General features: G+C 65.2%; 25 protein-coding genes and 2 pseudogenes. 15 read left to right on the forward strand and 12 right to left on the reverse strand.

Going from position 1 to position 26,546, the window contains the following annotated elements:
* Positions 1-511, reverse strand: a pseudogene (locus VOI29_RS03910) (CTP synthetase); the annotation flags it as partial.
* 172 nt (positions 512-683) lie between these two features.
* Positions 684-1,046 carry a preprotein translocase subunit SecG gene (gene secG / locus VOI29_RS03915; RefSeq protein WP_323776130.1) on the reverse strand — a complete coding sequence of 121 codons (363 nt, stop codon included), beginning with the start codon at positions 1,044-1,046 and terminating at the stop codon, positions 684-686.
* A gap of 182 nt (positions 1,047-1,228) precedes the next feature.
* Here secG and nthA point away from each other — a divergent pair, with 182 nt between their 5' ends.
* The 6 genes and pseudogenes from nthA to VOI29_RS03945 all read left to right on the forward strand — a co-directional run.
* On the forward strand, positions 1,229-1,855 hold the full coding sequence (gene nthA, locus VOI29_RS03920; RefSeq protein WP_323776131.1) for a nitrile hydratase subunit alpha: 627 nt from the start codon (positions 1,229-1,231) through the stop codon (positions 1,853-1,855).
* Complete coding sequence (gene nthB / locus VOI29_RS03925) at positions 1,852-2,529, forward strand: nitrile hydratase subunit beta (RefSeq protein ID WP_323776132.1); 678 nt, start codon at positions 1,852-1,854, stop codon at positions 2,527-2,529. The genes nthA and nthB overlap by 4 nt, the downstream gene beginning before the upstream one ends.
* Complete coding sequence (locus VOI29_RS03930) at positions 2,526-2,858, forward strand: nitrile hydratase accessory protein (RefSeq protein WP_323776133.1); 333 nt, start codon at positions 2,526-2,528, stop codon at positions 2,856-2,858. The genes nthB and VOI29_RS03930 overlap by 4 nt, the downstream gene beginning before the upstream one ends.
* A 691-nt stretch (positions 2,859-3,549) precedes the next feature.
* A complete protein-coding gene (locus tag VOI29_RS03935; protein WP_323776134.1) occupies positions 3,550-4,863 on the forward strand; it encodes an adenylosuccinate synthase in 1,314 nt (437 codons plus the stop codon).
* Positions 4,863-5,102, forward strand: a complete 240-nt coding sequence (locus VOI29_RS03940; RefSeq protein ID WP_323776135.1) for a DUF2842 domain-containing protein — start codon at positions 4,863-4,865, stop codon at positions 5,100-5,102. The genes VOI29_RS03935 and VOI29_RS03940 overlap by 1 nt, the downstream gene beginning before the upstream one ends.
* Positions 5,103-5,642: 540 nt before the next feature.
* Positions 5,643-6,226, forward strand: a pseudogene (locus VOI29_RS03945) (IS21 family transposase); the annotation flags it as partial.
* Positions 6,227-7,039: 813 nt separating this feature from the next.
* Here the strand turns inward: VOI29_RS03945 and VOI29_RS03950 are convergent.
* Positions 7,040-9,019, reverse strand: a complete 1,980-nt coding sequence (locus tag VOI29_RS03950; RefSeq protein ID WP_323776136.1) for a chemotaxis protein CheA — start codon at positions 9,017-9,019, stop codon at positions 7,040-7,042.
* 119 nt (positions 9,020-9,138) lie between these two features.
* Between VOI29_RS03950 and VOI29_RS03955 the strand changes: the two genes are divergently transcribed.
* Positions 9,139-9,825, forward strand: a complete 687-nt coding sequence (locus VOI29_RS03955) for a thiamine diphosphokinase (protein WP_323776137.1) — start codon at positions 9,139-9,141, stop codon at positions 9,823-9,825.
* Here the strand turns inward: VOI29_RS03955 and VOI29_RS03960 are convergent.
* The 4 genes from VOI29_RS03960 to VOI29_RS03975 form a co-directional block, all read right to left on the reverse strand.
* Positions 9,812-10,726, reverse strand: a complete 915-nt coding sequence (locus VOI29_RS03960; RefSeq protein WP_323776138.1) for a DMT family transporter — start codon at positions 10,724-10,726, stop codon at positions 9,812-9,814. The genes VOI29_RS03955 and VOI29_RS03960 overlap by 14 nt on opposite strands.
* Before the next feature lie 250 nt (positions 10,727-10,976).
* A complete protein-coding gene (locus VOI29_RS03965) occupies positions 10,977-12,350 on the reverse strand; it encodes an L-serine ammonia-lyase (protein WP_323776139.1) in 1,374 nt (457 codons plus the stop codon).
* Positions 12,350-13,057, reverse strand: a complete 708-nt coding sequence (locus tag VOI29_RS03970) for a glutathione S-transferase family protein (RefSeq protein WP_323776140.1) — start codon at positions 13,055-13,057, stop codon at positions 12,350-12,352. Before VOI29_RS03970 ends, VOI29_RS03965 begins: the two co-directional genes overlap by 1 nt.
* A 132-nt stretch (positions 13,058-13,189) precedes the next feature.
* A complete protein-coding gene (locus tag VOI29_RS03975) occupies positions 13,190-13,966 on the reverse strand; it encodes a methyltransferase domain-containing protein (protein ID WP_323776141.1) in 777 nt (258 codons plus the stop codon).
* Between the two features lie 143 nt (positions 13,967-14,109).
* Between VOI29_RS03975 and rpiA the strand changes: the two genes are divergently transcribed.
* From rpiA to VOI29_RS04005, 6 genes are all read left to right on the forward strand, one after another.
* Positions 14,110-14,898 (forward strand): ribose-5-phosphate isomerase RpiA, encoded by a 789-nt coding sequence (gene rpiA, locus VOI29_RS03980; RefSeq protein WP_323776142.1) that lies wholly within the window; start codon positions 14,110-14,112, stop codon positions 14,896-14,898.
* Positions 14,899-15,098: 200 nt separating this feature from the next.
* Complete coding sequence (gor, locus tag VOI29_RS03985; RefSeq protein WP_323776143.1) at positions 15,099-16,454, forward strand: glutathione-disulfide reductase; 1,356 nt, start codon at positions 15,099-15,101, stop codon at positions 16,452-16,454.
* A 79-nt stretch (positions 16,455-16,533) separates the two neighbouring features.
* Positions 16,534-17,679, forward strand: coding sequence for an FtsH protease activity modulator HflK (hflK, locus tag VOI29_RS03990; protein ID WP_323776144.1), 1,146 nt, complete (start codon positions 16,534-16,536; stop codon positions 17,677-17,679).
* A complete protein-coding gene (locus tag VOI29_RS03995) occupies positions 17,679-18,563 on the forward strand; it encodes a protease modulator HflC (protein ID WP_323776145.1) in 885 nt (294 codons plus the stop codon). The genes hflK and VOI29_RS03995 overlap by 1 nt, the downstream gene beginning before the upstream one ends.
* The gene (locus tag VOI29_RS04000) at positions 18,564-18,758 is read left to right on the forward strand and encodes a DUF2065 domain-containing protein (protein WP_323776146.1); all 195 of its coding nucleotides are present in this window, start codon (positions 18,564-18,566) and stop codon (positions 18,756-18,758) included.
* Between the two features lie 297 nt (positions 18,759-19,055).
* Positions 19,056-20,498: a Do family serine endopeptidase gene (locus VOI29_RS04005; RefSeq protein WP_323776147.1), complete on the forward strand. Its 1,443-nt coding sequence runs from the start codon at positions 19,056-19,058 to the stop codon at positions 20,496-20,498.
* Positions 20,499-20,579: 81 nt separating this feature from the next.
* Here the strand turns inward: VOI29_RS04005 and VOI29_RS04010 are convergent, their stop codons facing one another.
* The 4 genes from VOI29_RS04010 to VOI29_RS04025 all read right to left on the reverse strand — a co-directional run bounded on the left by VOI29_RS04010 (position 20,580) and on the right by VOI29_RS04025 (position 23,169).
* Complete coding sequence (locus VOI29_RS04010; protein ID WP_323776148.1) at positions 20,580-21,092, reverse strand: class I SAM-dependent methyltransferase; 513 nt, start codon at positions 21,090-21,092, stop codon at positions 20,580-20,582.
* Positions 21,093-21,351: 259 nt separating this feature from the next.
* Positions 21,352-22,020: a Crp/Fnr family transcriptional regulator gene (locus VOI29_RS04015; protein ID WP_323776149.1), complete on the reverse strand. Its 669-nt coding sequence runs from the start codon at positions 22,018-22,020 to the stop codon at positions 21,352-21,354.
* A gap of 88 nt (positions 22,021-22,108) precedes the next feature.
* A complete protein-coding gene (locus tag VOI29_RS04020) occupies positions 22,109-22,630 on the reverse strand; it encodes a peptidoglycan-binding domain-containing protein (protein ID WP_323776150.1) in 522 nt (173 codons plus the stop codon).
* Between the two features lie 86 nt (positions 22,631-22,716).
* Positions 22,717-23,169, reverse strand: a complete 453-nt coding sequence (locus tag VOI29_RS04025) for an OB-fold nucleic acid binding domain-containing protein (protein ID WP_323776151.1) — start codon at positions 23,167-23,169, stop codon at positions 22,717-22,719.
* Between the two features lie 165 nt (positions 23,170-23,334).
* Here VOI29_RS04025 and VOI29_RS04030 point away from each other — a divergent pair, with 165 nt between their 5' ends.
* Positions 23,335-23,658: a 2Fe-2S iron-sulfur cluster-binding protein gene (locus tag VOI29_RS04030; protein ID WP_024089409.1), complete on the forward strand. Its 324-nt coding sequence runs from the start codon at positions 23,335-23,337 to the stop codon at positions 23,656-23,658.
* Between the two features lie 433 nt (positions 23,659-24,091).
* Entirely contained in the window at positions 24,092-25,855 is a 1,764-nt protein-coding gene (locus VOI29_RS04035; protein WP_323776152.1) for a DUF1217 domain-containing protein, read from the forward strand.
* A 63-nt stretch (positions 25,856-25,918) separates the two neighbouring features.
* Here VOI29_RS04035 and VOI29_RS04040 read toward each other — a convergent pair whose 3' ends face one another.
* Positions 25,919-26,386 (reverse strand): GNAT family N-acetyltransferase, encoded by a 468-nt coding sequence (locus VOI29_RS04040; RefSeq protein WP_323776153.1) that lies wholly within the window; start codon positions 26,384-26,386, stop codon positions 25,919-25,921.
* Positions 26,387-26,546 lie beyond the last annotated feature (160 nt).

Consider the following 26,546-nt stretch of genomic DNA (forward strand, 5'->3'; position numbering starts at 1 on the left):
TGAAAATGCACTCGCCGCGCGGCTTGTCCTGGGCAAACTGGCGGATCGCCTCGAAGAAGGGCAGGCCTTCGATGTCGCCGACGGTGCCGCCGATCTCGCAGAGCATGAAGTCGACCTCATCCTCGCCGATCGAGATGAAATCCTTGATCTCGTTGGTGACATGCGGAATGACCTGGATGGTCTTGCCGAGGTAGTCGCCGCGGCGCTCCTTCTCCAGCACGTTGGTGTAGATCCGCCCCGAGGAGATCGAGTCGGTCTTGCGGGCCGGCACGCCGGTGAAGCGTTCGTAGTGGCCCAGGTCCAGATCGGTCTCGGCGCCGTCGTCGGTGACGAAGACCTCGCCGTGTTCGAACGGGCTCATGGTTCCGGGATCGACGTTCAGGTAGGGGTCCAGTTTGCGCAGGCGGACGGAATAGCCGCGGGCCTGCAGAAGAGCCCCCAGTGCTGCCGAAGCCAGGCCTTTGCCCAAGGATGAAACGACACCGCCAGTGATGAAGATAAAACGCGCCATATGTATTCGGCTGCCCCCGTGAGAAGTCAGATTTCAGCTGCCCGGCGGTGATTGGAATCATCCGAAAAACCGCAGCATCACGGGACTTCATATATAGAGGATTCGCGCGTAATGCGCAAGGGAACCGCAAGATGCTGTTGCGGCTCCCGAAAACCCGTCAAGGTGTAGTGGTTTAGTCGAGGCTCGGCACCAGCGGAGCGTTGTCGCCTTCGCTGGGCGGCAGAAGATCGCTGCCCAGCGGCGCCGCCGGAGCGCCGTCCGGATCATCGGTCTGCGGCACGGCCAGACGGTCGGTGACCGAGGCGCCCGCCGATTTCTGCGCGGCCAGAACGGTCAGGGTGATCGAGGTGCAGATGAAGGCAATCGCCAGCAGCCAGGTCAGCCTGCTGAGCGCGGTGGCTGCCGCGCGGCCGGAGACCGCTCCGCCGCCGCCGCCGCCCATGCCAAGGCCGCCGCCTTCGGAACGCTGCAGCAGTACAACTGCAATCAGGCCGAGAGCCAAAAGAAGATGGATGATGAGAACAACGTTTTCCATGGGTCCCTGCGGCGGTTGGCTGAGTATCGGGCGGTAAATAGGCAAGATTGACCGGGGGGGCAAGGGCGGAGTTTGCTTCGCCTTGGAGCCGCAGCGTGACGTGCGGTCAGAGGGCCCGTTGCGGCCTGTTCGCAGCGTATTGTGACTGGACGCGGGCCCTGGCGGCAGGGCAGAGTTTCTTCATGCCTCATGATGACCCAGACCACCCGCACGCTCTTTTGCCGCCAGATCCCGCCTTGCGGGTCAAAGCGCTGGAAACGATTCTTGTTGAAAAAGGGCTGATCGATCCCGCCGCGCTGGAGGAGATCATCGAGACCTATCAGAACAGGATCGGCCCGCAGAACGGCGCCCGGGTGGTGGCGCGGGCCTGGAGCGATCCGGAGTTCAAGGCGGCGCTGCTGGCCGATGCCGATCCGGTGCTGGCAGACCTGGGCTATTACGGCCGCCAGGGCGAGCATATGGTGGTAGTGGAGAACACGCCTGCGCAGCACAATATGGTCGTCTGCACCCTGTGCAGCTGCTACCCTTGGCCGCTGCTGGGCATTCCGCCGGGCTGGTACAAATCCGATGCCTACCGGGCCCGTGCGGTGCGCGAGCCGCGCAAGGTGCTGGCGGATTTCGGGGTGGCGCTGACGGAAGGCACTGCGGTGCGGGTCTGGGATTCGACCGCCGAGGTCCGCTATCTGGTGCTGCCGATGCGGCCTGAGGGCACGGAAGGTCTGAGCGAGGACGGCCTGGCGGCGCTGGTCAGCCGCGACAGCATGATCGGCACCGCTCTGGCGAAGCTGCCGGCGGGGGCGCCGGCATGACCCGGGTGCATGACATGGGCGGGCGATTCGGCGACGGCCCGGTGGTGCCGGAACCCGCGGATGCGCCGGTCTTTGCCGAAGACTGGCATGCCCGCGCACTCGCGGTGACACTGGCCTGCGGCGCACTGGGGCAGTGGAACATCGATACCTCGCGCCATGCGCGCGAGCGGCTTTCGCCCAAGGATTACACCCGCTTTTCCTATTATGAGAAATGGATCGCGGCGCTGGCGGATCTTCTGGTCGAAAAAGGAGTGCTGACGCGGCAGGACCTGCAGGGCAAGGGCGCCGCGGGGCTGCACGCGCTGGCGGAACGGGCTTTGACGGCGGGGAACGTCGCCGGTGCGCTGGCCAAGGGCGGCCCGGCGGACCGGGAGGGCGGGCCGAAGCCGCGGTTCTCTGCGGGCCAGGCGGTGCGGGCGCGACTGCCGGCGGATAATGCGCTGGTAGACGGCGGCCACACGCGGCTGCCGCAATATGCCGCCGGGGCGCGCGGTTACATTCTGCGGATGCATGGCACCCATGTGTTTCCTGACAGCAGCGCGCATGGGCTGGGCGAGGCGCCCGAGCCGCTGTATGCGGTGCGGTTTCCGGCGCGGGTGCTGTGGGCGCATGCGGAACACCCGGGGGACGAGGTGGTGCTGGATCTGTGGCAAAGCTATCTGGAGCCGCTATGAGTGATTGTGCAGGCATTTCCGCGCCGGAGCCCGTGTTTGCCGAACCCTGGCACGCGCAGGTCTTTGCCCTCACGGTGCATCTGAACGAGGCCGGGCGGTTTACCTGGGGGGACTGGGTGCAGCGGTTCTCTGCAACGCTGAAACGCCACGGGCTGAACCGGGAGCTGGACGGCGGCGAGGATTATTTCCGCGCCTGGCTGGAGACGCTGGAGCAGTTTCTGGCCGACGACGGTACCGCCTCCCGCGCCGAGGCCGAAGTGATGCGCAGCCGCTGGGAAGAGGCCTATCTGTCCACCCCGCATGGCGCGCCGGTGCATCTGCGGGGCTGACTGCGCCCGCAGGTCCGGCCGCCGGAGGCATCGCGCCTCGGGCGGTTTTGCTTGTCTTGCGTTTTCTGAGTGCTGATCCGGTGAAGGATGGCGGCGCCGCCGGTTGGAGTATGGACAGACCCCGCGGGGCCTGCTCGGACAGGAGGTCCTGAACGACCCCCTTATTATCGGGGCCGGTCTCCGGGTGTTGCGCAGGCAGCCGCACAGATGCCTGCGCCTTGTATCATGGCCTCGCGCGCGGAGCCATGGCGGGGGATCGCGATCAGGAAGCAGTCTGTCCGATGGACATGAGGATCGCGTGAAGGCGGCGTACGGTGGGTGCGCAACACCCTGCCTGTGGAAACACCATCCGCCCGGAATCAAGGCGCAAAGCGCCGCCGGGCGAGCGCCTGCCCGCCCCACCGGGCTGGCGCTTTGGCGGGGGCAATGCTCCTGAGACAGCCAGTACGGACGTTGCAGGGATAAAGTGCCCCGCAAGCCTGCGGGCAGGCGCTCGCCCTTTTGTTAGCGAAGTGTCCTTTGGGAATCAGCGGCAAGGCGGCGCATTCTTGCCCGCCCGGGCAGGCGCAGGCCTTGGTGAACGGGGCGAAAAGGGTGTCTGGCGTCTGACTGCGGCGAAAAACCGGTTCCCCTGCCGGTGCAGCATCGCTATATGAGCGTGGGTTTGAACCAAGACTGTAAAGGACCGGATATGGCCAATGTCGTCGTAGTCGGCGCCCAGTGGGGCGACGAAGGTAAAGGCAAGATCGTGGATTGGCTGAGCGAGCGTGCGGACGTGATCGCGCGCTTCCAGGGCGGCCACAACGCCGGCCATACGCTGGTCATTGACGGCAAGGTCTACAAGCTGCACGCGCTGCCCTCGGGTGTGGTGCGCGGCGGCAAGCTGAGTGTCATCGGCAACGGTGTGGTGCTGGACCCCTGGCATCTGATGAAAGAGATCGCCACGGTCCAGGCGCAGGGTGTGGAGATCACGCCGGAGACCCTGATGGTCGCGGAAAACACGCCGCTGATCCTGCCGCTGCATGGCGAATTGGACCGGGCGCGCGAAGAGGCGGCCAGCAAAGGCACCAAGATCGGCACCACCGGCCGCGGCATCGGCCCGTGTTATGAGGACAAGGTGGGCCGCCGGGCGATCCGTGTGGCCGATCTGGCCGATGAGGCGACGCTGATTGCCCGTGTCGACCGCGCGCTGCAGCATCATGATCCGCTGCGCAAGGGGCTGGGTGTTGATCCGGTCGACCGCGACGCGTTGATCGCGCAGCTGAAGGAAATCGCACCGAAGATCCTGCCCTATGCCGCACCGGTCTGGAAAGTGCTGAACGAAAAGCGCAAATCCGGCAAGCGGATCCTGTTCGAAGGGGCCCAAGGCGCGCTGCTGGACATTGATTTCGGCACCTATCCGTTTGTGACCTCCTCCAACGTGATTGCCGGCCAGGCGGCGACCGGCGTCGGCATCGGCCCCGGCTCGATCGATTATGTGCTGGGCATTGTGAAGGCCTATACCACCCGGGTCGGCGAAGGCCCGTTCCCGACAGAACTGCTGAAGGAAGACGGCACGCCGGATGCGGATGGCCAGCGTCTGGGCGAGCGCGGCCATGAGTTCGGCACCACCACCGGCCGCCAGCGCCGCTGCGGCTGGTTTGATGCCTGCCTGGTGCGCCAGACCTGCGCCACCTCCGGCATCAACGGCATTTCACTGACCAAGCTGGATGTGCTGGACGGATTCGAGACCCTGAAGATCTGCACCGGCTATGAGCTGGACGGGGAACGTCTGGACTACCTGCCGACCGCGGCAGACAGCCAAGCCCGCTGCACCCCCATCTATGAGGAGATGCCGGGCTGGAGCGAAAGCACCGAAGGCGCGCGCAGCTGGAACGACCTGCCGGCCAATGCGATCAAATACGTGAAACGCGTGGAAGAGCTGATCGATTGCCCGGTGGCATTGCTGTCCACCAGCCCGGAGCGGGACGACACCATTCTGGTGACCGACCCGTTTGCCGACTGATGGCTGAGAAGCAAGGCCTGAGCTACAAGGCCCGGCGGCGCTGGGCACTGGTGATCCTGCTGGTGGGGATGCCGGTTTACATCGTCGCCGCGGTCACGGTGATGAACTGGCTGGACCGGCCGCCGCTGTGGCTGGAGCTGCTGGTCTATGCGGCGCTGGGGGTTGCCTGGGTGCTGCCGTTCAAATTTGTGTTCCGCGGTGTCGGCCAGGCGGAGCCGGACGCCGCAAGCGGCGAGTGACAGAGGGGCGCTGCCCCTTTTGGCCTCATGGCCAATTCACCCCGGAGTATTTCCGGAAAGATGAACAGGGATCCGGCCTGAAAAAAAAGGCGGTCTCGCGGGGGCGCATTCCCTCCGGTGGGAGGCCTGAACAATCTGACCTGTCGCGAACCGCGCGGCAGGTCTTTGTATTTTAAGCGGATTTACTGACAGCCGGATCAGAAAAACAGGGCGAAAATCCGAGGCTTTTTTCCCGGACCACGTTGTTAGACGCGCGCAAGGCGGAAAAGCCCAACTGAGGCAAATTTTCCTTCTTCTCCGAACGAAACAGCCCATAGTCTTTGACCATCGCGGGACCGCGGGTCTGCGGACAGAGGTTGGTATCAACTTCAATCTATGCGGATTTTCTGGGTTCTGGCCGGACAACGACTCGAGGCGGGACCGCGGCTGTTGATTTCCGCTGAGATCTGGCCCGGGACAGGCGAAAGTTTTCATTGAGATCTGACCCATGTGTGACCGTACCCCTGGCTTTAACCGGCAGGGGTCATTGGAGTGATCGACATGGCAGTTCTGAGTGTGATCCGGCGCGGGGCGCTTCGGGATCAGATGTCTATTCGGGAGATAGCGAGGCGAACAGGCCTCTCCCGCAACACCATTCGCATGTCATTACGTTGGGGGCTGTTGAGCCCCGGTTTCAGGCCCCGCAGCGTCCGGGCAAGCTGGACCCTTGCGCGGAGAAGTATTCTGCATCGCTTACCGCGGCAACGCGCAAGCCCCGCAAGCGGCGGCGGAGGGTCAAGCAGCTGTATGCGGATCCGGCGGTTCTTGGCCTTACCGGTTCGTATGGGCGGGTGGCGGCCTTCGCGCGGGCAGGGCGCGCGGAACGCCAGTGCATTCAGCAATCGGCAGGCCGCGGGACATTTGTTCCTCTGGCGTTCCAGCCGGGCGAAGCCTTCCAATTGGACCGGAGCAAAGACTGGGCGGTCCTTGGTGGTGAGCGCACCAAGCTCCAGGTTGCCCGCATCAAGCTGTCGCACAGCCGGGCATTCCTGGTCCGGGCCTATCTTCTGCAAACCCACGAGATGCTGTTTGACGCGCACTGGCATGTGTTCCGGGTCTTTGGCGGCGTGCCCCGGCGCGGGATTCCCGCCACCGGCTTTGGCAGCCTGCGGATCCGCCCCGACGGGTGCGATCCGGCAAGGAGCGCCGGCCGCCAGCGTTCGGCGCCCCTCGGCCATGACCGGCGGGACGAACTCGGGGCTCGGCATGCCGGCTTCATCCACCACCGCCATCTGTGCCGGTGCACCAAACGGCCACTAAGATTTCCCGCCTGCCGGCGTGACCGTGCCGGTGCGGACGGGAAGCAGGAAAGATATGGCACGTTTCACCACGATGAGAGCGTCGCGGCCGATCCAGAACCTCTGGTTCTGACTGCGCAGGCGTTGATGCTTATCTGTAAAGACCGCCCCGTATTCTTCGCGACAGGCCGGCCAGTAAATGCGCGGAACGCCGCTCTGGCCATCCTCATCTGTCCGCTCGGGGATGCTGGGAATCGTCTCGTCAATGGCGGTCAGCGTCGAGATCGCCGCGGCTATTTCGGCCTCCACCTCGCCACGGGTCATTTTCAGAGGCTGTGCGCTTGACGGAAGCAGGTTTTCGACAAACCGTAGGGTCTGGTGGTCCCCAACGACGACACCAGATCCGCTTGGCGGATCCAGCTGATTGAAATATGGCGTTCCGCAAGCCTCAGCGAGCGTGTCATAGACATGCGCCAGGGCCGTTCTCCAAGCTACTGCAAGTTTACAGGCTGATCATGCAGCTTGAAGACATCAACGAGATAAGGCAGCGCCCTTTGCGATCGCTGCCCTGCATTATTGACCGTGGAGCGTCCGGAGAACCACCCAGCACAGGGACTGCGTCATCTCGTGAAGCCGCCTTTTGCTGTTTGGGTGCCGGGGTCAGCCGGCGGCGCGTTTGCCCGGCTTGAAGCCGATGTCGCCGGAGGCGGTGAACTTGCCGGTGCCGGAGCGTTCGATCTTGCCGTCGCGCAAAAGCTGGCCGAAGGAACGCAGCCCGTCCTCGCGGTTGAAGTCGCTGCTGCCGGCGCTGCGCACCTTGCTCATCAGCTGCGGCCGCGAGAAGTGGTCGCGGCCTTCGACAAAGCTCATATAGGCGGCGGCGGCTTCCAGCAGCTCGTGCAGATCGGCGGCGCCGCGGTCGGCGGCGTAGGCGGCAAAGCCGCTGCTGTCTTCGCTGCCGTCGTCCAGAACCGCTGCCGAGACCCGGCGCGGGCGCACCGGCTGCTGCGGAGCGCTGCCCTCGTCAATGCGCTGTGCGGCCACCAGTTTCAGCGGCGCCGGGCGGGCGGCCGCGGCGGCCGGGCGTTCCGAGGCGTTCGGGCGGGGTTCCGGGCGGCGCGGGCGGACCACGCTGGCCAGGTCTTCGCGGTAGGGCTTGGCGCCATCGCTGCCTGCGCTGCCGGCGGCGGGGCCTTCGGCCTTGGTGGCGGCGACGGCGGCGCGCAGCTGGCTGTAGGCCTCGCGGGACGAGGTTGTGTCCGGGTCCTCGAGCTTTTCGTCGGCGGCGGCCATCAGCCGGGAGACATCGCTGTCCGGCAGGCCTGCGGCTGCGGGCCGGGCCGGGGCGCGGCCTGCGGCATCGGGCGTTTCAGCGGCACCTTCATCCGCCTCGGAGGCGGCGAGGATCTCGGCCTCCACCTCGGCCAGTTCGCGCATCAGGTCGGCTTCGTCGTCCTCCGAAAGGGACGACTGGGCGGGCGCCGGATCTTCGCTGGCATCGGTTTCCTGCAGCCGGCCGGTAGCGACGGCCTGGTAGAAATCGGCGCGTTTGACCTTGGTGATGCGCACGCGGGACGGGGCAGGCTGGGGGGCAGGCTGGGGGGCGGCGGCCTCGTCAGCGGTGCTGCCGCCGTCCTGTGCGGGCGCATCGCTTGCCGTTTCGGCGGCGCCGGTGTTCAGGTCGAGCCGGTCCAGTGCCTTGGCGATTGCATCGTCGCCTTCATCATCGAAGTCCGGTGCGCCGTTGCTGCCATCCTCCAGCAGCGCGCTGGTGATGTCCCCGGCTGCGCTTTCCAGCACATCGTCGGCATGTTCGTCTTCGGTGAAGTCGTCGTCGGGGGTCTGTGCCACCACCGCCCGGATGCGCTGCAGCTTGGCGGCGATGCTGTCGGCGGGCGGCACGGGGTCTGCTTCGCGGCGGACGGGTGCTGCGGCGTGCTCTTCGGTGTCCGCCTCGGCCTCGGCCTCGGCCTCGGCCTCTGGCTCGTTGACTTCGAGCAGTTCGACGGAAGAGGAAGCCTTGGCCGGAGCGGAGATTTCGCTTGCGGTTTCCAGCGCGGCCGCTTCGGCTTCGGCTTCGGCTTCGGCTTCGGCTTCGGCTTCGGCTTCGGCTTCGGCGATTTCTGCGGCGGCGGCCCTGGCGTCTTCGGCAATTGCTTCTGCAGCGGCTTTGGACTCTTCGGCTGCAAGCGTGTCTGGTTGAGATCCGGGCTCTGCTGCGGCGGGCTGTTCTGCGGGCTCCGCTGCAGCCGGGGCAGGCGCGGGGTCTGCCGCAGGTGCAGGTGCAGGTGCCGCAGCGGCAGGTGCCGCAGCGGCAGCCGGGGTTTGCGCAGGGGCTTCGGCGGCAGCGGCGCCAAGCGCCGGGGTGGCGGCGCGCAGGTGAATGCCGCCGTCGCTGGTGCGGGCCTCGACCTGGCGGGCAATTTCGCGCTGGGCGATGCGGGCCAGCATGTCGGCGTCGGGTTGCGGCGGTTCCGCCCCGAAGTAGCGGTCATCGGAAGCCAGGTCGCGGAAATACTCGGCAATCGCCTTCATCGTGCCGAAGGAATCCTCGAACCCTTCCAAAGTGCAGGAAAAGGTTCCATAGGATACGGTCAAGACTTTGTTGTTATGTACCATCAGCTCGCTCGTCTTCGTCACATCTGTTGTCGTTTACCATATGGGCTTGAAGGACCAATTTTGCTCGAATCCGTGCAATTGATCGTATCATTTTGTGTTCACATTGTGACTTGTTTCCAAAACTGCCAGGAATGCCGCCTATGAACCGTCTGATTGTTGAGGAATTGGAACCAATCACCCTGGTTGGCGGCGGTGAGCTGGCATCCGGTGCGCTGGAAGAGGCGCTGGCGCTGGCGCCGGTGCTGGCGGCGGCGGATGGCGGCGCGGTTGCGGCGCTGGCGGCGGGGCATGTGCCGCAGGCGGTGATCGGTGATTTCGACTCGCTGCCCGGGGATGTGCGGGGCCGGCTGCCGCCGGGCAGCCTGTTTCCGGTGGCGGAGCAGGACAGCACCGATTTCGACAAGGCGCTGCGCAGGATTTCGGCGCCGGCGGTGCTGGCGGTGGGGTTTCTGGGCGCGCGGGTGGATCACCAGCTGGCGGCGTTCAATACGCTGGTGCAGGGGCATCCGGCGCCCTGTGTGCTGATCGGCGAAACCGAAGTGATCTTTCACCTGACCCATGCAGTCGATCTGCCCGCGGAGGCGGGGGAGGTGATCTCGCTGTTTCCGATGCAGCCGGTGCAGGGGCGGTCCGAGGGGCTGGAATGGCCCATCGACGGGCTGCGGATGTCGCCGATGGGGCGGATCGGCACTTCGAACCGGGCCACCGGGCCGGTGCGGCTGGTGCCGGAGGGGCCGGGGCTGCTGGTGATCGTGCCGCGGCGGCTGCTGGCCGAGGTGGTGGCGGCGGTCAGGCTGGATCTCAGGCTGGATCTCAGGCGGGATTGATCCGTTCTGCGGTCTCCGAGGCCTTGCGCTCGCGCAGCACCGCATAAAGGCCGGCGCTGATCGTCAGCAGGATGCCGAAGGCGGCGAGCGAGTTGGGCAGCTCGGAAAAGATCAGCCAGCCGATGAACACGGCGACCGGGATTTCCAGGTATTGCATCGAGGCCAGGGTCGAGGTGGGGGCGAACCGCAGGCTCCAGGTCATCATCAGATGGGCCACGGTGCCCAGGGCGCCGGCGGCGGCCAGAAGGCTCCAGGTGTCCTGCGGCGGCGGGCTGGTGGCGAGGGCCGGCAGGCCGAAGCCGTCGCCGATCAGGAACACCGGCGCCAGCAGCACCGTGCCCATGGCGCCGGCCACTGCCTGCAAGGAAATGGGGTCGGTCTCCTTGGCGATCTTGCGGGTGACCAGCATGAAAAGGGCAAAGATCACTGCGACCAGCAGCGGCCAGAGCGCGTTCCAGCCGACGGCGGCAAAGCTGGGCTGGATCACCAGCAGTGTGCCGGCAAAGCCCACCACGCAGGCGCCGAGGCGGCGCAGGCCGACTTCTTCGCCCAGAACGTATTTGCCCAGCAGCAGCATCAGGAACGGCATCACGAAGGCGATCGCCACCGCGTCGGCCAGCGGCAGGTAGCGGAAGGCGGTGAACATGGCGCCGATGCCGCCCATCTGCAGCAGGGTGCGCAGCAGCAGCAGCGGCGCCACCCGGCGCGACAGGCTGAGCGGCAGCCGCATTGCCAGCGCCAGGGGAAGCAGCAGTGCGGCCTGGGCGGCAAAGCGGATGAAGACGATCTGCGCAACCGGCACCCGGTTGGTCAGTAGTTTTGCGATGGCGTCGCCAAGCGGGATCACCATGCAGAAGCCCAGCATCAGGGCAATGCCGAGGAGGGGGCGGTCCTGTGTCATGGCGCCACGCTAGGCCTGCAATAGTCATCGTGCAAGCTGGAGTTGCGGGGAAAGGAGAGGCGTTGCGTATTTTTGAGACGTGGCGCGCAGCGGCACGGCCCGCGCCTTGGGCTCCGCCCGTTCAGGCCGGAAACGCTCCCCCGGAGCATTTCCGCGACGGCCTTCACTCCCCCGGGAAGGCGCATTCGCGCCCTCCCAAGGCCAGGCCCGGGCCTTATGTCACGCTATCTTTTCAAGAAAGCAGGGATGATCAGCAGTTGGGCACGTTCACCGCGAGGCCGCCGAGCGAGGTTTCTTTGTATTTGTCGTGCATGTCGGCGCCGGTCTGGCGCATGGTCTCGATGCAGGCGTCCAGCGGCACGAAGTGCTGGCCGTCGCCGCGCAGCGCCAGCGAGGCGGCAGAGACCGCCTTGATCGCCGCCAGCCCGTTGCGCTCGATGCAGGGGATCTGAACCAGCCCCTTAACCGGGTCGCAGGTCATCCCGAGGTGATGCTCCAGCGCAATCTCGGCGGCGTTTTCCACCTGTTCGGGGGTGCCGCCCATCACCGCGCAAAGGCCGGCCGCCGACATCGCGGCCGCCGAGCCGACTTCGGCCTGGCAGCCCGCTTCGGCGCCGGAAATGGACGCGTTGTATTTGACCAGGCCGGCGATGGCGGCGGCGGTCAGCAGGAAGTCCTCGACATGGGACTCAGAGGCGCCCGGAACATGGTCGAGGTAATAGCGGATCACCGCCGGCAGGGTGCCCGCGGCGCCGTTGGTCGGCGCGGTGACAACCTGGCCGCCGGCCGCGTTTTCCTCGTTCACCGCCATCGCATAGACGCTCATCCAGTCGTTGATGGTGTGCGGCGCGGTCAGGTTCTTGCCGCGCTCGGCCAGCAGCGCGTCATAGATGCCCTTGGCGCGGCGGCGCACGTTGAGGCCGCCGGGCAGGATGCCGTCGCGCTCCAGCCCGCGGTTGATGCAGTCGTTCATCACCTGCCAGATGCGGGCGGTGCCCTTGGACAGGCTTTCGGGGCAGCCGCGGGCGATTTCATTGGCGCGTTTCATGCCGGCGATGGATTTGCCGCTGGATTTGGCCATCTCCAGCATCTCGGCGGCGGATTTGAACGGGTAGGGCACCGGGTCGCCCTCGTCGGTCGCCTTGCCCTGGGCCAGTTCTTCCTCGGTGACGACAAAGCCGCCGCCGATCGAATAGTAGACCTGTTTCAGGATCACGTCGCCCTGGGCGTCGGTGGCCATCAGGATCATGCCGTTGGCGTGGCCCGGCAGCGCCTGATCGTAGTCGAAGATCATGTCGGCCTTGGGGTCGAAGCGCAGCGCGCCCAGACCCTCGGGCTGCATGGTGTGCGTTTCGGCCAGTTCCGCGAGGAAGGCTTCGGCCTTTTGATCGTCGTAATCATCGGGGCGGAAGCCGCCGAGGCCGAGGATGGTGGCGCGGTCGGTGGCGTGGCCGACGCCGGTGAAGGCCAGCGAGCCATGCAGCGAGGCGCGCAGCCCGTGGAATTCAAACGGCGAGGCCCGCATCACATCGAGGAACCGCGCAGCGGCGACCATCGGGCCCATGGTGTGCGAGGAGGACGGGCCGATGCCCACTTTGAACATGTCGAAAACGGAGAGGAACATCAGGTGGCTGATCCTTCTGGGGGATTGGCATAGGCGGGGGAGGTGAACGGGGCGGCGCCGAGGCCCTCGGCCTGGCGCGCGGTGGTAACGGCCGTGCGGTGTTCCAGCCCGGCGCAGAGGCGCTGCAGGCTGGGGTATTCGGCGATGCGGAACCAGGATCTGTCCGCATCGGCAGGGTACAGTGCCATCCAGCGCAACTGGCAGGCCAGGTAATAGTCCAGAACCGAGGGCTGCGGCGCCCCCAGCCAGGCGGGGCGGCCGGCGGCGGCGTGGTCCAGATTGGTCAGATGCTGGTGCAGCCGCTGGCGCAGGACGGACTGCAGCTGTGCCTGATGGGCCTTGTCCGCGCCAATGTATTTCTCCGGGTAGAACAGCATCCGCAGGTCGGCGTGCAGGGTGTTGGAGGCAAAGAACAGCCATTTCAGGAAGGCCGCGCGGTCCGGGCTGCCGGGCTGCGGCGCCATCGCGCCATGGCGTTCGGACAGCCACAGGAGGATGGCAGCGGTCTCAAACAGCGGCCCGTCCGGCGTTTCCAGCACCGGGATCAAGCCGTTCGGATTGAGCGCCCGGTATCCGGCGCTGTGCTGGGCCTTCGCCTGGCGGTCGACCAGCACCGTTTCATACGGCTGGCCAAGCTCCTCCAGCGCCAGCCGGATGACCAGCGAGGCATTGTCAGGGGCGAAGTGAAGGCGGTATTCGGGTGTCATGGCGTAACAATATGTCGCAAACCGCCGCCGGGTGTGTCCATTTCCGGCGTTTCCAATAGGAAACCCGCCTTTGTGATGCCAGTTTCCCTGCCGCTCTGCGCAGCGGCGGATATCTGCCTGCGGCGCAGGCCGTCATTGCCGCCGGGCGGTGCAGACAAAATGGGTCAGCGACATGAAGAACCGCCCCTCGGCGGCCAGTTCCTGCTGTTCCTGCGCCCAGGCGGCGGCATCGTCGGTGTCGGTGGCGCCGATGTCCACCGCAAAGGCGCGGATCAGCTGGATCATCATCGCTGCCAGACCGTCGGGGCGCAGAGTGGTGTCGCAGACCGCAAGCGGGTGCATCCGCTGCATTTCAAATCCGCAGCTGCGCAGCTCGGCCGGCAGTTTTGCGGGCAGATCACGCACTGCCAAGTGGCGGTTCCAGGCCTCCAGCATCCGCTCCATGCGCCGGGTGTTGTCGCTGTACCAGGCCAAGGTGTCCCAATGGATGTCGCCCGCAACCAGCCGCCCGCCGGGCTGCAGCACGGTGTGCAGGGCGCGCAGGGCGGGGCGGCGGTCGGTCAGATATTCGAAGACTTGCACGGAAACCGCCTTGGTGAAGCTTTCCGGCTCAAACGGCAGGCGGGCGGCATCGCCTTCGGCGAGGGTGGTATTGGCGCGGCCTTCCAGCCGGCTGCGGGCGGCGGCCAGCATGTCGGGGCTGGCGTCCAGCCCGGTCACATGGCCGGCGGGGCCGACGGCGCGGGCCAGCTCCAGTGTCAGCAGCCCGTTGCCGCAGCCCAGATCCAGAATGCGGTCGCCCGGCAGCGGCGTCAGCGCGTCAAAGCTGGCCCGCCGCCGCTGCGACACATCGGCGCCCTGATAGGCGTCTTCCAGCACGCGGGCGGTTTCCTCGTCGAATTGCAGCATGGTTCTGATCCCCCAAGTTGAAAATCAATAGCCCGGCTGGCGTGCATTTCCAGCCGCGGTGCCGGAAACCGCTGCAAGCCCCCTCGCGCAGAGGCGGCAAACCGCCTATAACCGCCGCAAACGCGTATTCATGGAGGCCCCTGATGACCGGAGAGCTGTCGCCGATCGACAAGGCGAAATTCGTGGCTGCCAAACGGGCGGCTGAAATGGTTGAGGATGGCATGCGGGTTGGTCTTGGCACGGGCTCGACCGCCGCCTGGCTGGTGCGCTGCCTGGGGGAAATGGTGAGCCGCGACGGATTGAAGATCACCGCCGTGCCGACCTCCAGCCGGACCGCGGCGCTGGCGCGGGATGTGGGCATCGATGTGGTGTCGCTGGACGAGGCCAAATGGCTGGACATGACCATTGACGGCGCCGATGAGTTCGACGCTGATCTGAACCTGATCAAGGGCGGCGGCGGCGCGCATCTGCAGGAGAAGATCGTTGCCACCGCCTCGGACCAGATGGTGGTGATTGCGGACGCCAGCAAATCGGTCGCGACGCTGGGGGCCTTTCCGCTGCCGGTCGAGGTGCTGCCGTTCGGCTGGCAGAGCAGCCAGGCGCTGATCGAGGAAACCCTGGTGTCGATGGATGTGATGGGCCGCACCACCACGTTGCGGATGAACGGCGATGCGCCGTTTGTGAGTGATGAGGGGAATTACATTCTTGACCTGCATCTGAAACGCATCGGCAACGCGCGTCAGCTGGCGCTGGTGCTGAACCAGATCCCCGGCGTGATCGAGAACGGGCTGTTCATCGACATCTGCGACACGGTGGTGATCGGCTATGGCGACGGCCGGATCGAGGTGCGCGACATCAACGAAGGCACGGTTGAGAAAGACAGGCTGGAGTTTGCCGAGACCGACAATCTGTTCACCGATCTGCAGGATTGAGGACCGGTGCAAACCGAGGCGCGCCCGGCCGGCAGGCCCGGCAGCGCCTCGGACCGGAATGACGGCCTGTCCGCCTCACATCCCCGTTTGTTTCTGCAGCAAAAGGTTGAAAGCAGCGGATTAACGCCCACTTGGGCATATGGCGTTTGGTGGTCCGTTATGGGATACACCTGCACAAGAGATGCAAAGGGCGGAAATTCATGAGCTTTGATTACGATCTGTTTGTCATCGGCGGCGGCTCGGGCGGGGTGCGGGCAGCCCGCGTGGCGGCGCAGGAAGGCGTCAAGGTGGCGCTGGCCGAAGAGGACCGCTATGGCGGCACCTGCGTGATCCGCGGCTGCGTGCCGAAGAAGCTGATGGTGTTTGCCTCGGAATATTCCGGCATGGTCGAGGACGCGCAGGCCTATGGCTGGGACATCCAGGCCGGCGGGTTCAACTGGGATGCCTTCAAGGGCAAGCTGCATGCCGAGCTGGACCGGCTGGAAGGCATCTACCGCAATATCCTGAAGAATAACGGCGTGGAAAGTTTCGACCAGCGCGCGAAGCTGGCGGATGCGCATACGGTGGAGCTGGCCGACGGCACCCGCAAGACCGCCAAGCACATCCTGATCGCCACCGGCGGCTGGCCGTCGGTGCCGGAGTTCCCCGGCTCGGAGCTGGCGATCACCTCGAACGAGATTTTCCACCTGGACAAGCTGCCGGAGACGCTGCTGATCGTCGGCGGCGGCTATATCGCCAGTGAGTTTGCAGGCATCATGAACGGGCTGGGCGTGAAGACCACGCAGTTCTACCGCGGCGCGCAGATCCTGCGCGGCTTTGACGACGAGGCGCGCGGGCTGATCTGCGAGGAAATGTGCCAGGCGGGCATCGACGTGCATCTGGGCACCAATGTGCTGGAGATGAGCCAGGAAGGCGATCAGATCCGGGTGAAGTCGACCAATGGCCAGGAACGGCTGTTCGACAAGGTGATGTATGCCACCGGCCGCAACCCCAATTCGGGCAACCTTGGCCTGGAAGAGATCGGCGTGGAGCGCGGCCGCAAGGGCGAGATCGTGGTCGACCAGTACAGCCAGACTTCGGTGCCGTCGGTCTATGCCATCGGCGATGTGACCGACCGGGTGAACCTGACGCCGGTGGCGATCCGCGAAGGCATGGCCTTTGTCGAGACGGTGTTCAAGGGCAACCCGACCAGCCCCGACCACGACCTGATCCCGACGGCGATTTTCACCCAGCCGGAGATGGGCACTGTGGGGCTGAGCGAGGAGGAGGCCAGCGAGCAGGAACCGGTCGAGGTTTATGCAACTTCCTTCAAGCCGATGCAGCAGGCCTTTGCGGGCCGTGCCCAGCGGGTGCTGATGAAGCTGATTGTCTCCAAGGCGACGCGCAAGGTGCTGGGCTGCCATATCGTCGCACCCGGCGCCGGAGAGATGATCCAGTTGGCGGGAATCGCTGTAAAGATGGGGGCGACCAAGGAAGATTTCGACCGTACAGTTGCGGTCCATCCGACAATGTCGGAAGAGTTGGTAACCTTGAAGACTCCGGTGCGTTCGACCTGATCGGGCGGCTGGCAATAACTGACAACACATGCCGCCCATCGTGGAAACTGATGGGCAGCAGCATACGGATAGGAGAGAAATGGCGGGCAATAGCGGTGGCCCCTGGGGGGGCGGTGGCTCCTCTGGCGGCGGAGGCAACCGGGGCAACAACGGCGGCAACAATGGCGGCGGCGGCGGCCGCAAGCCTGATGAGCCCCAGATCCCCGAGATTGACGAACTGGTGAAGAAAGGCCAGGAGCAGCTGCGCGTCCTCATGGGCGGGCGCGGCGGCTCGGGCGGGCGCGGCGGCGGCGGCTCTGGCGGCGGCGGACCGATGTTCACCAAGGGCACGGTGGGGCTGGCCGTTGTTGCGGCAGCGGTCCTGTGGGGCTTTGCCAGCTTTTATACCGTGAAGCCGGAAGAACAGTCGGTTGAGCTGTTCCTGGGCGAATATTCCTCGACCGGGCAGCCGGGCCTGAACTTTGCGCCCTGGCCGCTGGTGACCAAGGAGATCCTGCCGGTCACCCGTGAACAGACCGAAGACATCGGTGTCGGCGGCGGCCTCAGCTCGGAAGCCGGGCTGATGCTGACCGGCGACGAGAACATCGTCGATATCGATTTCCAGGTGGTCTGGAACATCAGCGATCCGGCGAAGTTCCTGTTCAACCTGCGCGATGCCCGCACCACTATCCGGGCGGTGTCTGAATCGGCGATGCGCGAGATTATCGCCCAGTCCGAACTGGCGCCGATCCTGAACCGCGACCGCGGTTCGATCGCCTCGCGGCTGCAGGAACTGATCCAGTTCACGCTGGATGATTATGACAGCGGCATCAACATCATCCGCGTCAACTTTGTCAAGGCCGACCCGCCGGTTTCGGTGATTGCCGCCTTCCGCGATGTTCAGGCCGCGGAACAGGAACGCGACCGGCGCCAGAACGAAGCCGACGCCTATGCCAACAATGCGCTGGCCGAGGCCCGCGGCCAGGCTGCGGAATTGCTGGAGAAGGCCGAAGGCTACCGCGCCCGGGTTGTCAACGAAGCCCAGGGTGAAGCCAGCCGGTTCTCGGCGGTTCTGACCGAGTACCAGAAGGCGCCTGAGGTGACCCGCAAACGCCTGTACATTGAAACCATGGAAGAGGTGCTGGGCCGGGTCGACAAGATCATTCTTGACGAGCAGTCGGGCGAAGGCCAGGGCGTCGTGCCGTACCTGCCGCTGAATGAACTGCGCCGCGGAGGAAGCAACTGATGCGTAAGACAACTCTTTTGCTGCCGGTGCTGGTGATTGCTGCGATTACCGCACTGTCATCGGTGTTCATTGTGGACGAGCGTGAAAAGGCGCTGGTGCTGCAGTTCGGCCGGGTGGTTTCGGTCAAGGAAGATCCGGGCCTGGCGTTCAAGATCCCGCTGATTCAGGAGGTGGTGCGCTATGACGACCGCATCCTGAGCCGCGATATCGACCCGCTGGAAATCACCCCGTCGGACGACCGCCGTCTGGTGGTCGATGCCTTTGCGCGCTACCGCATCGTGGACGTCAACCGGTTCCGTCAGGCTGTTGGCGCCGGCGGTATCGCCACCGCGGAGAACCGTCTGGATTCGATCCTGCGGGCGCAAACCCGGGAGATCCTCGGCTCGGTCAGCTCCAACGATATCCTGTCGTCGGACCGTGCCGCGCTGATGCTGCGGATCCGCAACGGCGCCATCGCCGATGCACGCGCACTGGGCATTGCCATCATCGACGTGCGGCTGAAGCGCACCGACCTGCCGTCGGAAAACCTCGATGCGACGTTTGAGCGGATGCGGGCCGAGCGGGTGCGCGAAGCCACCGACGAGCGCGCCCGCGGTAACGAAGCGGCGCAGCGGATCCGGGCGCAGGCCGACCGGACCGTGGTTGAGCTGGTGTCCGAAGCGCAGCGCGAGGCAGAGATCATCCGCGGTGAATCGGATGCCGAACGCAACGCGATCTTTGCCGAGGCCTATGGCGCCGACCCGGAGTTCTTTGAATTCTACCGCAGCTTGAACGCCTATGCGAATTCGCTGCTGGCGGGGAACTCCACCATGGTGCTGTCGCCGGACAACGAGTTTTTCAACTACCTGAAATCCTCGGACGGCAAGCGGCCGGCGGAGCAGTAAATGGGGTTTATCCTCCTGGCTCTCGGGCTGGTATTGATTGCAGAGGGGCTGGTGTACGCACTGGCCCCTTCGCTTGTGGAACGTCTGCTGGAGATGCTGCGCGCTTTGAGCGAGGCGCAGCGCCGCAATGCCGGTCTGGCGGCGCTGGCGCTGGGTCTGATCCTGGTCTGGCTGGCGTTCCGTTTTGGGGTCTGAGACGCCGTTTTCCCCCTAGATTTTCAGCGAAACCGCAAGGTTTCCCTGCTAGGATGCCTGCAGCAGGACCTGTCCCCGCTCTGGCCGGGCTGAAAACCCGGTCACAGGGGCTTTATTCCTTGCAACATTTGTTGCGGGGCGGGCGGAAGTTCCTACATTGGGTCCGTAAGGCTCCGCCCGGTGTGGCCGGCAATTGCGCCGGTCCGGGGCGGAAAAGAAGAATGATAAGTGACAAGGAGTAGATCCGTGCAGCCACAGGCAATTGCAATTTCCGGCCGGGCAGGCAGCAGCAGCGCGATGATGCGCATGATCTGGCTGGCGGTGCTGGCCATGGCGGTCCTGCTGATGCAGGCCGCGGCCGCAATGGCGCGCCCCGAAAGCCTGGCGCCGCTGGCCAACCAAGTGAGCCCGTCGGTGGTCAACATCACCACCACTACCGTGATCGAGGGGCGCACCGGTCCGCAGGGCATTGTGCCCGAAGGCTCGCCGTTTGAGGATTTCTTCCGGGAGTTCCAGGACCGCAACGGCAATGGCAACGGCAGCCGCCCGCGCCGGTCTTCGGCGCTGGGGTCGGGTTTTGTGATTTCCGAGGATGGCTATATTGTCACCAACAACCATGTGATCGAAGGTGCGGATGAGATCGAGATCGAATTCTTCCCCGGCACCGGCCAGCCCAAGGAGCTGCTGCCGGCCAAGGTGATCGGCACCGATCCCAATACCGATATCGCGCTGTTGAAGGTCGAGGCGCCTGCGCCGCTGAAATACGTCAAGTTCGGCGACAGCGACACCGCCCGCGTCGGGGATTGGGTGGTGGCCATGGGCAACCCGCTGGGGCAGGGGTTCTCGCTGTCGGCGGGCATCGTGTCGGCCCGCAACCGCGAGCTTTCGGGGTCTTATGACGACTACATCCAGACCGATGCGGCGATCAACCGGGGCAACTCCGGCGGGCCGCTGTTCAACATGGATGGCGATGTGGTCGGGGTGAACACTGCGATTCTGTCGCCCAATGGCGGCTCCATCGGGATCGGCTTCTCGATGGCCTCTAATGTGGTGGTGAAAGTGGTCGACCAGCTGAAGAAATTCGGCGAGACGCGCCGCGGCTGGCTGGGTGTGAAGATCCAGGATGTGGATGCGGATCTGGCTGAGGCGATCGGGCTGGACAAGGTCCGCGGCGCGCTGGTGACGGACGTGCCGGATGGCCCCGCCAAGGACGCCGGCGTGCTGGCCGGTGACGTGATTGTCAGCTTTGACGGCGGCGAGGTGAAGGACACCCGCGGCCTGGTGCGCCAGGTCGGCAATGCCGAGGTCGGCAAGACCGTGCGGCTGGTGGTCTACCGCGAGGGCAAGACCGAAACCCTGCGGGTGACCCTGGGCCGCCGCGAGGATGCCGAGCGCGGGCCGTCCAGCCGTCAGGACGGTGACGGCGAAACCGGCCAGAGCGAAAAGGAACTGCTGGGTCTGTCGGTCGGGGTTCTGACCGACCAGATGCGCGGTGAGCTGAACCTGGGCGAAGAGGTCGAAGGACTGGCCATTCTGTCAGTGGATGAGGCATCGGAGGCTTGGGAAAAAGGCCTGCGCGCCGGCGATGTGATCACCGAGGCAGGCCAGCAGAAGGTCGCCGCGATCAGCGAGCTGGAGTCCCGCGTTGCCGAAGCCAGGGAGGCGGGCCGCAAGTCGCTGCTGCTGCTGGTGCGCCGCGGCGGCGAGCCGCGGTTCGTGGCGCTGAACCTGGCGGAATAACGGCCTGCAGGCCGGCCCCGCAACACCCTGACAAAGGCCGGGCAGATGCCCGGCCTTTTTTTTGCGGGTCTTGCTGTGCGGTCAGCGGCGTTTCATGAATAATAGGCTGCCGGTGTCCTGTTCCGTGCGCCAGCCCCCCGGCTCTGCGGCAAAGATCCGGCGGAAATCCTCAAAGTTGGGTTTTTCGTCGGCAATCAGCACCCAGCCGCCGGGGCGCAGATACGGCAGGCAGCGGGACAGGAGCGCCCGCCGGTCCGGCGCGGCCAGCATGTGCAGGGTCCGGTCGAACAGCAGGATGTCGTAGTCTTCTCCGGGTTCCCAGACTGTGAGGTCGGCGGTAACGCCGGTGACGTCCAGGCCGTCCTGTGCGGCGGCGGCCTGCAGGTCCCGGATGCCATGCGGAGACAGGTCGACCCCGGTCACCTGGTGGCCCAGCCGGGCGATGAACAGCGCGTCCCGCCCCTGGCCGCAGCCGGCATCCAGAACGCGCAGGCCTTTGGAGCCCAGCCCGCTGAAAAAGGCGGTGATTGCCGGGGAGGGAGCGCCGAGCGCCTCCGGCGTTTCGCGGTAAAGCTTGTCGTAATCATATGCCATGCGCGGCACTGTACGGGCCCGGTTCCGCGAAGGCTAAGTGAAATATTTCGTGAGGTCCGGAACCGGGCGGGAGCCGCAACAGGGAAGAGCCATGCGCTGGCGGGCGCATGGCTCTTTTGGACAGGCAGCCATTGGGATGGAACGGATAATGGCTGTCTGTTTCCGGTTATTGCCGGATGCAGCGGAATGTTCTGTGACCGGGATTACAAAACCGGTTTTTTCGTACGGATTTTCCGGGAAATTGCCGTTGCGGGGGCGGTCAGATCGAATCCGGTCCGGCCAGCACCGCCAGTTCCGCGCGGTCCAGGATCTGCACGCCGCCGCGGCTGATGCTGACCAGGCCGCTGCGTTTCCAGGCAGCCAGGGTTTTTGAAACCGCCTCACGGGTGGCGCCGACAAACTCCGCCAGTTCGGCCTGCGACAGGGCAATCCGGCCATCGCGGCCCTCGGGGGCCAGATACAGCAATTTGCGCGCCAGCCGCACCGGCATCGGCAGGAACACCTGTTCGTTCAGCTGGGTGTTCATCCAGCGCATCCGCTGGCCGGCCAGCCGCAGCAGGTCGGCGGCCAGGTCGGGATACTGGCGGATCTGATCCATCACGTCGCGGCTGCGCAGGCGCAGCACCCGGCTGGGTTCGGCGGCAATGGCGGTGGCGGTGCGTTCGCCGGGGTCGAACAGGGTGATCTCGCCGAACACGGCGCCGGGGCGCATCATGTCGAGCGACAGTTTGCGGCCAGAGGCAGAGAGCACCGAAAATTCCAGCGCCCCCTCGGCGATCGCATAAAGCGCATCACCCGCGTCGCCCTGTTCAAACAGCACCTCGCCCTGGCGCAGGCGGACCTCCGCGGCCTGGCTTTCCAGCATCCGGCGCAGCGGGCCGGAGGCGCCGGAAAGAAAGCCGGTATCGGGCAGGCGGGTTGTCAGCATGGCCAAATCTCTTTGCGTCTGGTGCCCAGTCCGGCGGACCTTAGCAGAGGCCGGGGCGCCGGGGAACCGGGGAACTGAACCGGCTGGTTCAGCCCGCCACGGCGACCAGCCCCAGCTTGCGGGCGGAGGTGAGCGTCAGGGTGCCGCTGTCCAGCCCCAGCGGGGCCTGATAGCGTTGCACGGCCGTGCGGGTGGCCATGTCCATCTGTCCGTGAACCGGGCCGCGGTACAGCCCGCGGGCGGTCAGGGCGCGCTGGATGGTGCGGATGAAAGCGGGAGTCATCATCGCCGGGCAGGGGATTTCGATCCAGTGCGCCCGGCGCGGGGTGACGATCTGCTGGCGGGTTTCGGTGCGGAAGATGGCGGGGCGGGTGACCCGGCCGCTGCTGTCGGTTTGCGCCGGTTGTGCCAGCACCTGGCTGGTGACGGTTTCGACGACGGCGGGCGAGATGTGTGTGCTCCAGCAGGTGCCGGGCGGCGCGCCCGGCGGGGCATAGCGTCCGGCGCGGGACACGTCGCCGCCGGGCGGCGGCTGGACGCAGGCCGCCAGCAGCGCCAGCAGCAGCCCGGGCCAGAACCGGCGGCTGGTTTCGAATATGCTCGGCGTCATGCCCGGATGCCTTTGTCACTGTGCCTCTGCCGGCGCGCTTGCCCGTTCCGCATGTCCGTTCCGGGCGCCGGTGCTTAGACGGCAGGTTAGCCCAGTTCCGGCCCCTGCGCAAAGGCGGGATCCTCCCGGCGGCCTTGTTCCGCCAGCAACAGGTCCAGCATCGGTGAAATATCCTCAACCGTCCCGGCAATCACATGGGTGACGGAATACGCCCGCTGCAGCCGTCCGGTGACGCGCAAGAGCCGGCCCGAGATCACCGCGCGGCGGAACGCCTCGTAGATCTTGCGCCAGACGATCACGTTGACCACGCCGGTTTCATCCTCAAGGGTGACAAAAATCACGCCCTTGGCGGTGCCGGGACGCTGGCGCAGGATCACCAGCCCGGCCACGGTGACGCGGGCGCCCTCCGGCGGCTCCTGCAGCCGGGCGGCGGGCAGGCAGTGCGGCGGCTGCGGCCAGGGCTGTGCCCGGTGCCCGCCCGCAGCGCAGGCGGCGGCGGGGGCTGGGCCGGAGGCGGGGGGTGAGGCGGGGGCTGGCATGAGGAAAACGGCCTTGCGGTTGAAAAATATCCGGCGTGAACAAATATAGAACATTTAGGTGAAAAGTCCAGCTGCGGCAGGGCTGGGTCGCAATTGGGGCTGGCACCGGTGCAGGGGCTTGGCTACACAGTCGCGCAAGTACCGGAAAAGGGAAGAGAGCTGACAATGGCAAAGATCACTTACATCGAGCACAACGGCACCAGCCATGTTGTGGATGTCGCCAATGGGCTGACCGTGATGGAAGGCGCGCGCGACAACAATATCCCGGGCATCGAGGCTGATTGCGGCGGCGCCTGCGCCTGCTCGACCTGTCATGTGTACATTGCGCCGGACTGGGTCGAGAAGCTGCCTGCCAAGGACGACATGGAAGAGGATATGCTGGATTTCGCCTATGAGCCGGATCCGGCCCGCTCGCGGCTGACCTGCCAGATCAAGGTGAGCGATGCGCTGGACGGGCTGGTGGTGCATATGCCCGAAAAACAGATCTGATGATCGCAGGGGCAGCGGCGCGGCGTCTGATGAGGCGCGCTGCTGCCCGGTTCCGCCCGCCGCGCATGGCGGTGTGGTTGGGGCCGGCCTTGGCTGGCCCTTGCGCATTTGGCGGTTCAGGGATGGCGCCCTTTCCGCACCGGAACCGGACAGGCTGACGCGCCGGCCTGCCGCTGAGCGCCGCGCTTGAAACCTGCCCGCGCCGCGCCCTGCGCGGCGCCCGGCCCAACTGTTCAGCCGCTCCGGCAGGAGGGGAGGAACAGGCGGGCGTGCCTGCCGCCGCTGCCGCCTGGACATACAGACCGGCCGTGCAGCACCCGATCCGGTTTTTGCGCGGTGTTTCAGATTTATGCATTCCCTTCGGGTTACCTTGCTCCTGACGAGCGGCGCCAGGCGGCTATCTGCCTGAGCCGGTTTTACAGGAGACAGGCGCGTGAGCTTTACACCCTATGTGTTGGGCACCGGTATCAGCGGGTGGAGCTTCCTGCAGCGGACCCGCGGCCAGCAGCAGGAAATCTATGAGAAGTCGCCGGTCGTCGACCGGAGGGTGCAGGACTTCAATCAGAGAATCACCAGCGTCGAGACACCGGACCAGCTGCTGGATGACTACAACCTGCTGACCGTGACGCTGGGCGCCTTTGGCCTGGACGAGGATATCGGCAACCGGGCGTTCATCAAGAAGGTGCTTGAATCCGATATCAGCGACCCGGGCTCCTTTGTGAACCGGCTCAACGACAGCCGGTATCAATCGCTGGCGGAAACCTTTGGCTTCAACAGCCCGGATGGCCCGTCGCTTCCCGGCGCCAAGGCCGGCGCTGAATTTGCCAGTGTCGCCTCGCCGGATGATTTGCTGGCAAACGGCCCCCTGCTGCGCAAGGCGCTTGCCAACGCGGGAATGGAAGGGTTGGAGAAAAATCAGTTCTTTCTGCAGAAAGTGCTGGAATCCGACCTGGCAGACCCGGAGTCCTTTGTGAACAAGCTGAGCAATCCCAAATATGCCGAGTTTGCCCGGCAATTCAGTTTCAACACGCCGCCGGTGTATGAAAACAGCATCCAGGCGCTGGTCGGGGAATTCAACGCGCACAGCGAAGGCCTGGCAAGCGCGGATGATCTGCTGGGGGATGAAAATCTTCTGCAGGCCGTTGTCGATACCTTTGACCTGGAACGCACCAGCCCCGATTTCCTGCGCCGGGTTCTGAATTCGGATACCACCGATCCGGCCTCCTTTGTGAATCAGCTGGAGGACAAAAGATATCTTGCGGTTTCCAGGGCGTTTGGATTCGGCTGGCCGGATATCAATGCGATGACCGATCCGGATGAGCTGCTGTCGAACCCGGAGGTGCTGGAGCATGCGCTGGATACATTCGGGCTGTATGGCAGGGATGAGGACGAGCTGCGCCAGATTTTGGAGTCGGATCTGTCTGACCCGAACTCCTATGTGAACCAGCCCGAAAATTCAGACTATTACGATTTTGCCGACGCGTTTCAGAACGGCTGGCCGGAACATGTCAGCAAGATGAAGGTGTTTTCGGATGAAATCACCGGCAAGCTGGGCACCTTTGCCGATCCGCGGGAATTGGTCTTTGATTTAAGCCTGTTTGAAGCGACGCTGGATCTCTTCGGCCAGAGCAAACGGAGCCTGGATTTCGACACTGTGATCCGGGCCTTTGAATCCGACCTGTCGTCCAGCACGTCATTCACCAACCTGCATTACGATACCGGTTTGAAAGCAATGGCATATGCGTTCTCCTTCAACGGCGGGGAAACCGGCCGCGCGTATCCGGAAGGTTTCGCCGCGCAGCTCTCCGAGCTTTACACCACCCGCCAGTTTGAAATTGAGATCGGCGAGAGCGATTCGAACATGCGGCTGGCGCTGGCTTTTGAGCGCGAGCTGCAAGCCGTTGCGGATGCAGGCGGCAGCGAAAACGCCCATTGGTACGGCATCATCGGCTCGCCGCCGCTGAAAACGGTATTCGAAACCGCATTGGCGCTGCCATCAAGTTTCGGCCAGCTGGATGTGGACCGGCAGGTGAAGGAGATGAAGGAGCGCGCGTTTGCCGCCTTCGGAACCACCCATCCGGCGGATCTTCTCGACGATGCAAAACTGGATGAATTCCGTAACAGGTTCCTCATGCTGGCGGATCTCAACGGGTCTGTGAATTCTGGCTTCAGCGATCCGATTCTGTCGCTGTTCTGACCCGGCGGATGCGCCTTGGCCTGAGGCATGGACATTGGCACCGCCCGGCATCGCAGGAGCGCGCTATAGCGGCATACGCATGGTGATGTTTGTCACCCTGCTGCAGCCGGGATGGGAACCTTCTGCGGTCTTGGCAAACCCGAGCCGGGCGAACAGGCGGTGGTTTTCCACCAGTTCGATCCGCGTCTGCAACTCAAGCGCCGGCAGGCCCAGATCCCTGGCGCGCTGTGCCGCCAGGTCCACCATCTGCCTGCCCAGGCCTGATCCCCGGCGGGCGGGATCAACGGCCAGCTTGCCAAGGTGCAGGCAGTCCGCCTTCGGCGTCAGAAAGATGCAGGCCGCGGGCGGGCTGCCGGCGGCCCAGATTTCGCCGCCGGCGCGGCAATGCTCCGCCATGCCGCCGACTGTCAGCCGGTGCATGGAAGAGGGCGGATCAATGCGGCCGTCCATATAGGCAAAGCTGCGCTGGATCAGGGCCAGCACCTCGGCAAGCAGCGGATCGTCAGCGCTGATTCTGCGCGGCAGTTTCACAGTTGGACCTTCCAGCGGGCGGGGCGGGCCTCCTCCCGGCCGGCCCGGTGCAGCAGGCAGGAGGCGCAGACGGCACGGCAGGCTGCAGCGGACGGCCGGCATCGCCTGCCCTGTCCGGCAACCGCGGATCATCGCTCCCCCTGGGCCATTCTCACCGCTA

The sequence above is a fragment of the Leisingera sp. genome (genome assembly GCF_034669605.1).
Taxonomy (GTDB): Bacteria; Pseudomonadota; Alphaproteobacteria; order Rhodobacterales; family Rhodobacteraceae; genus Leisingera.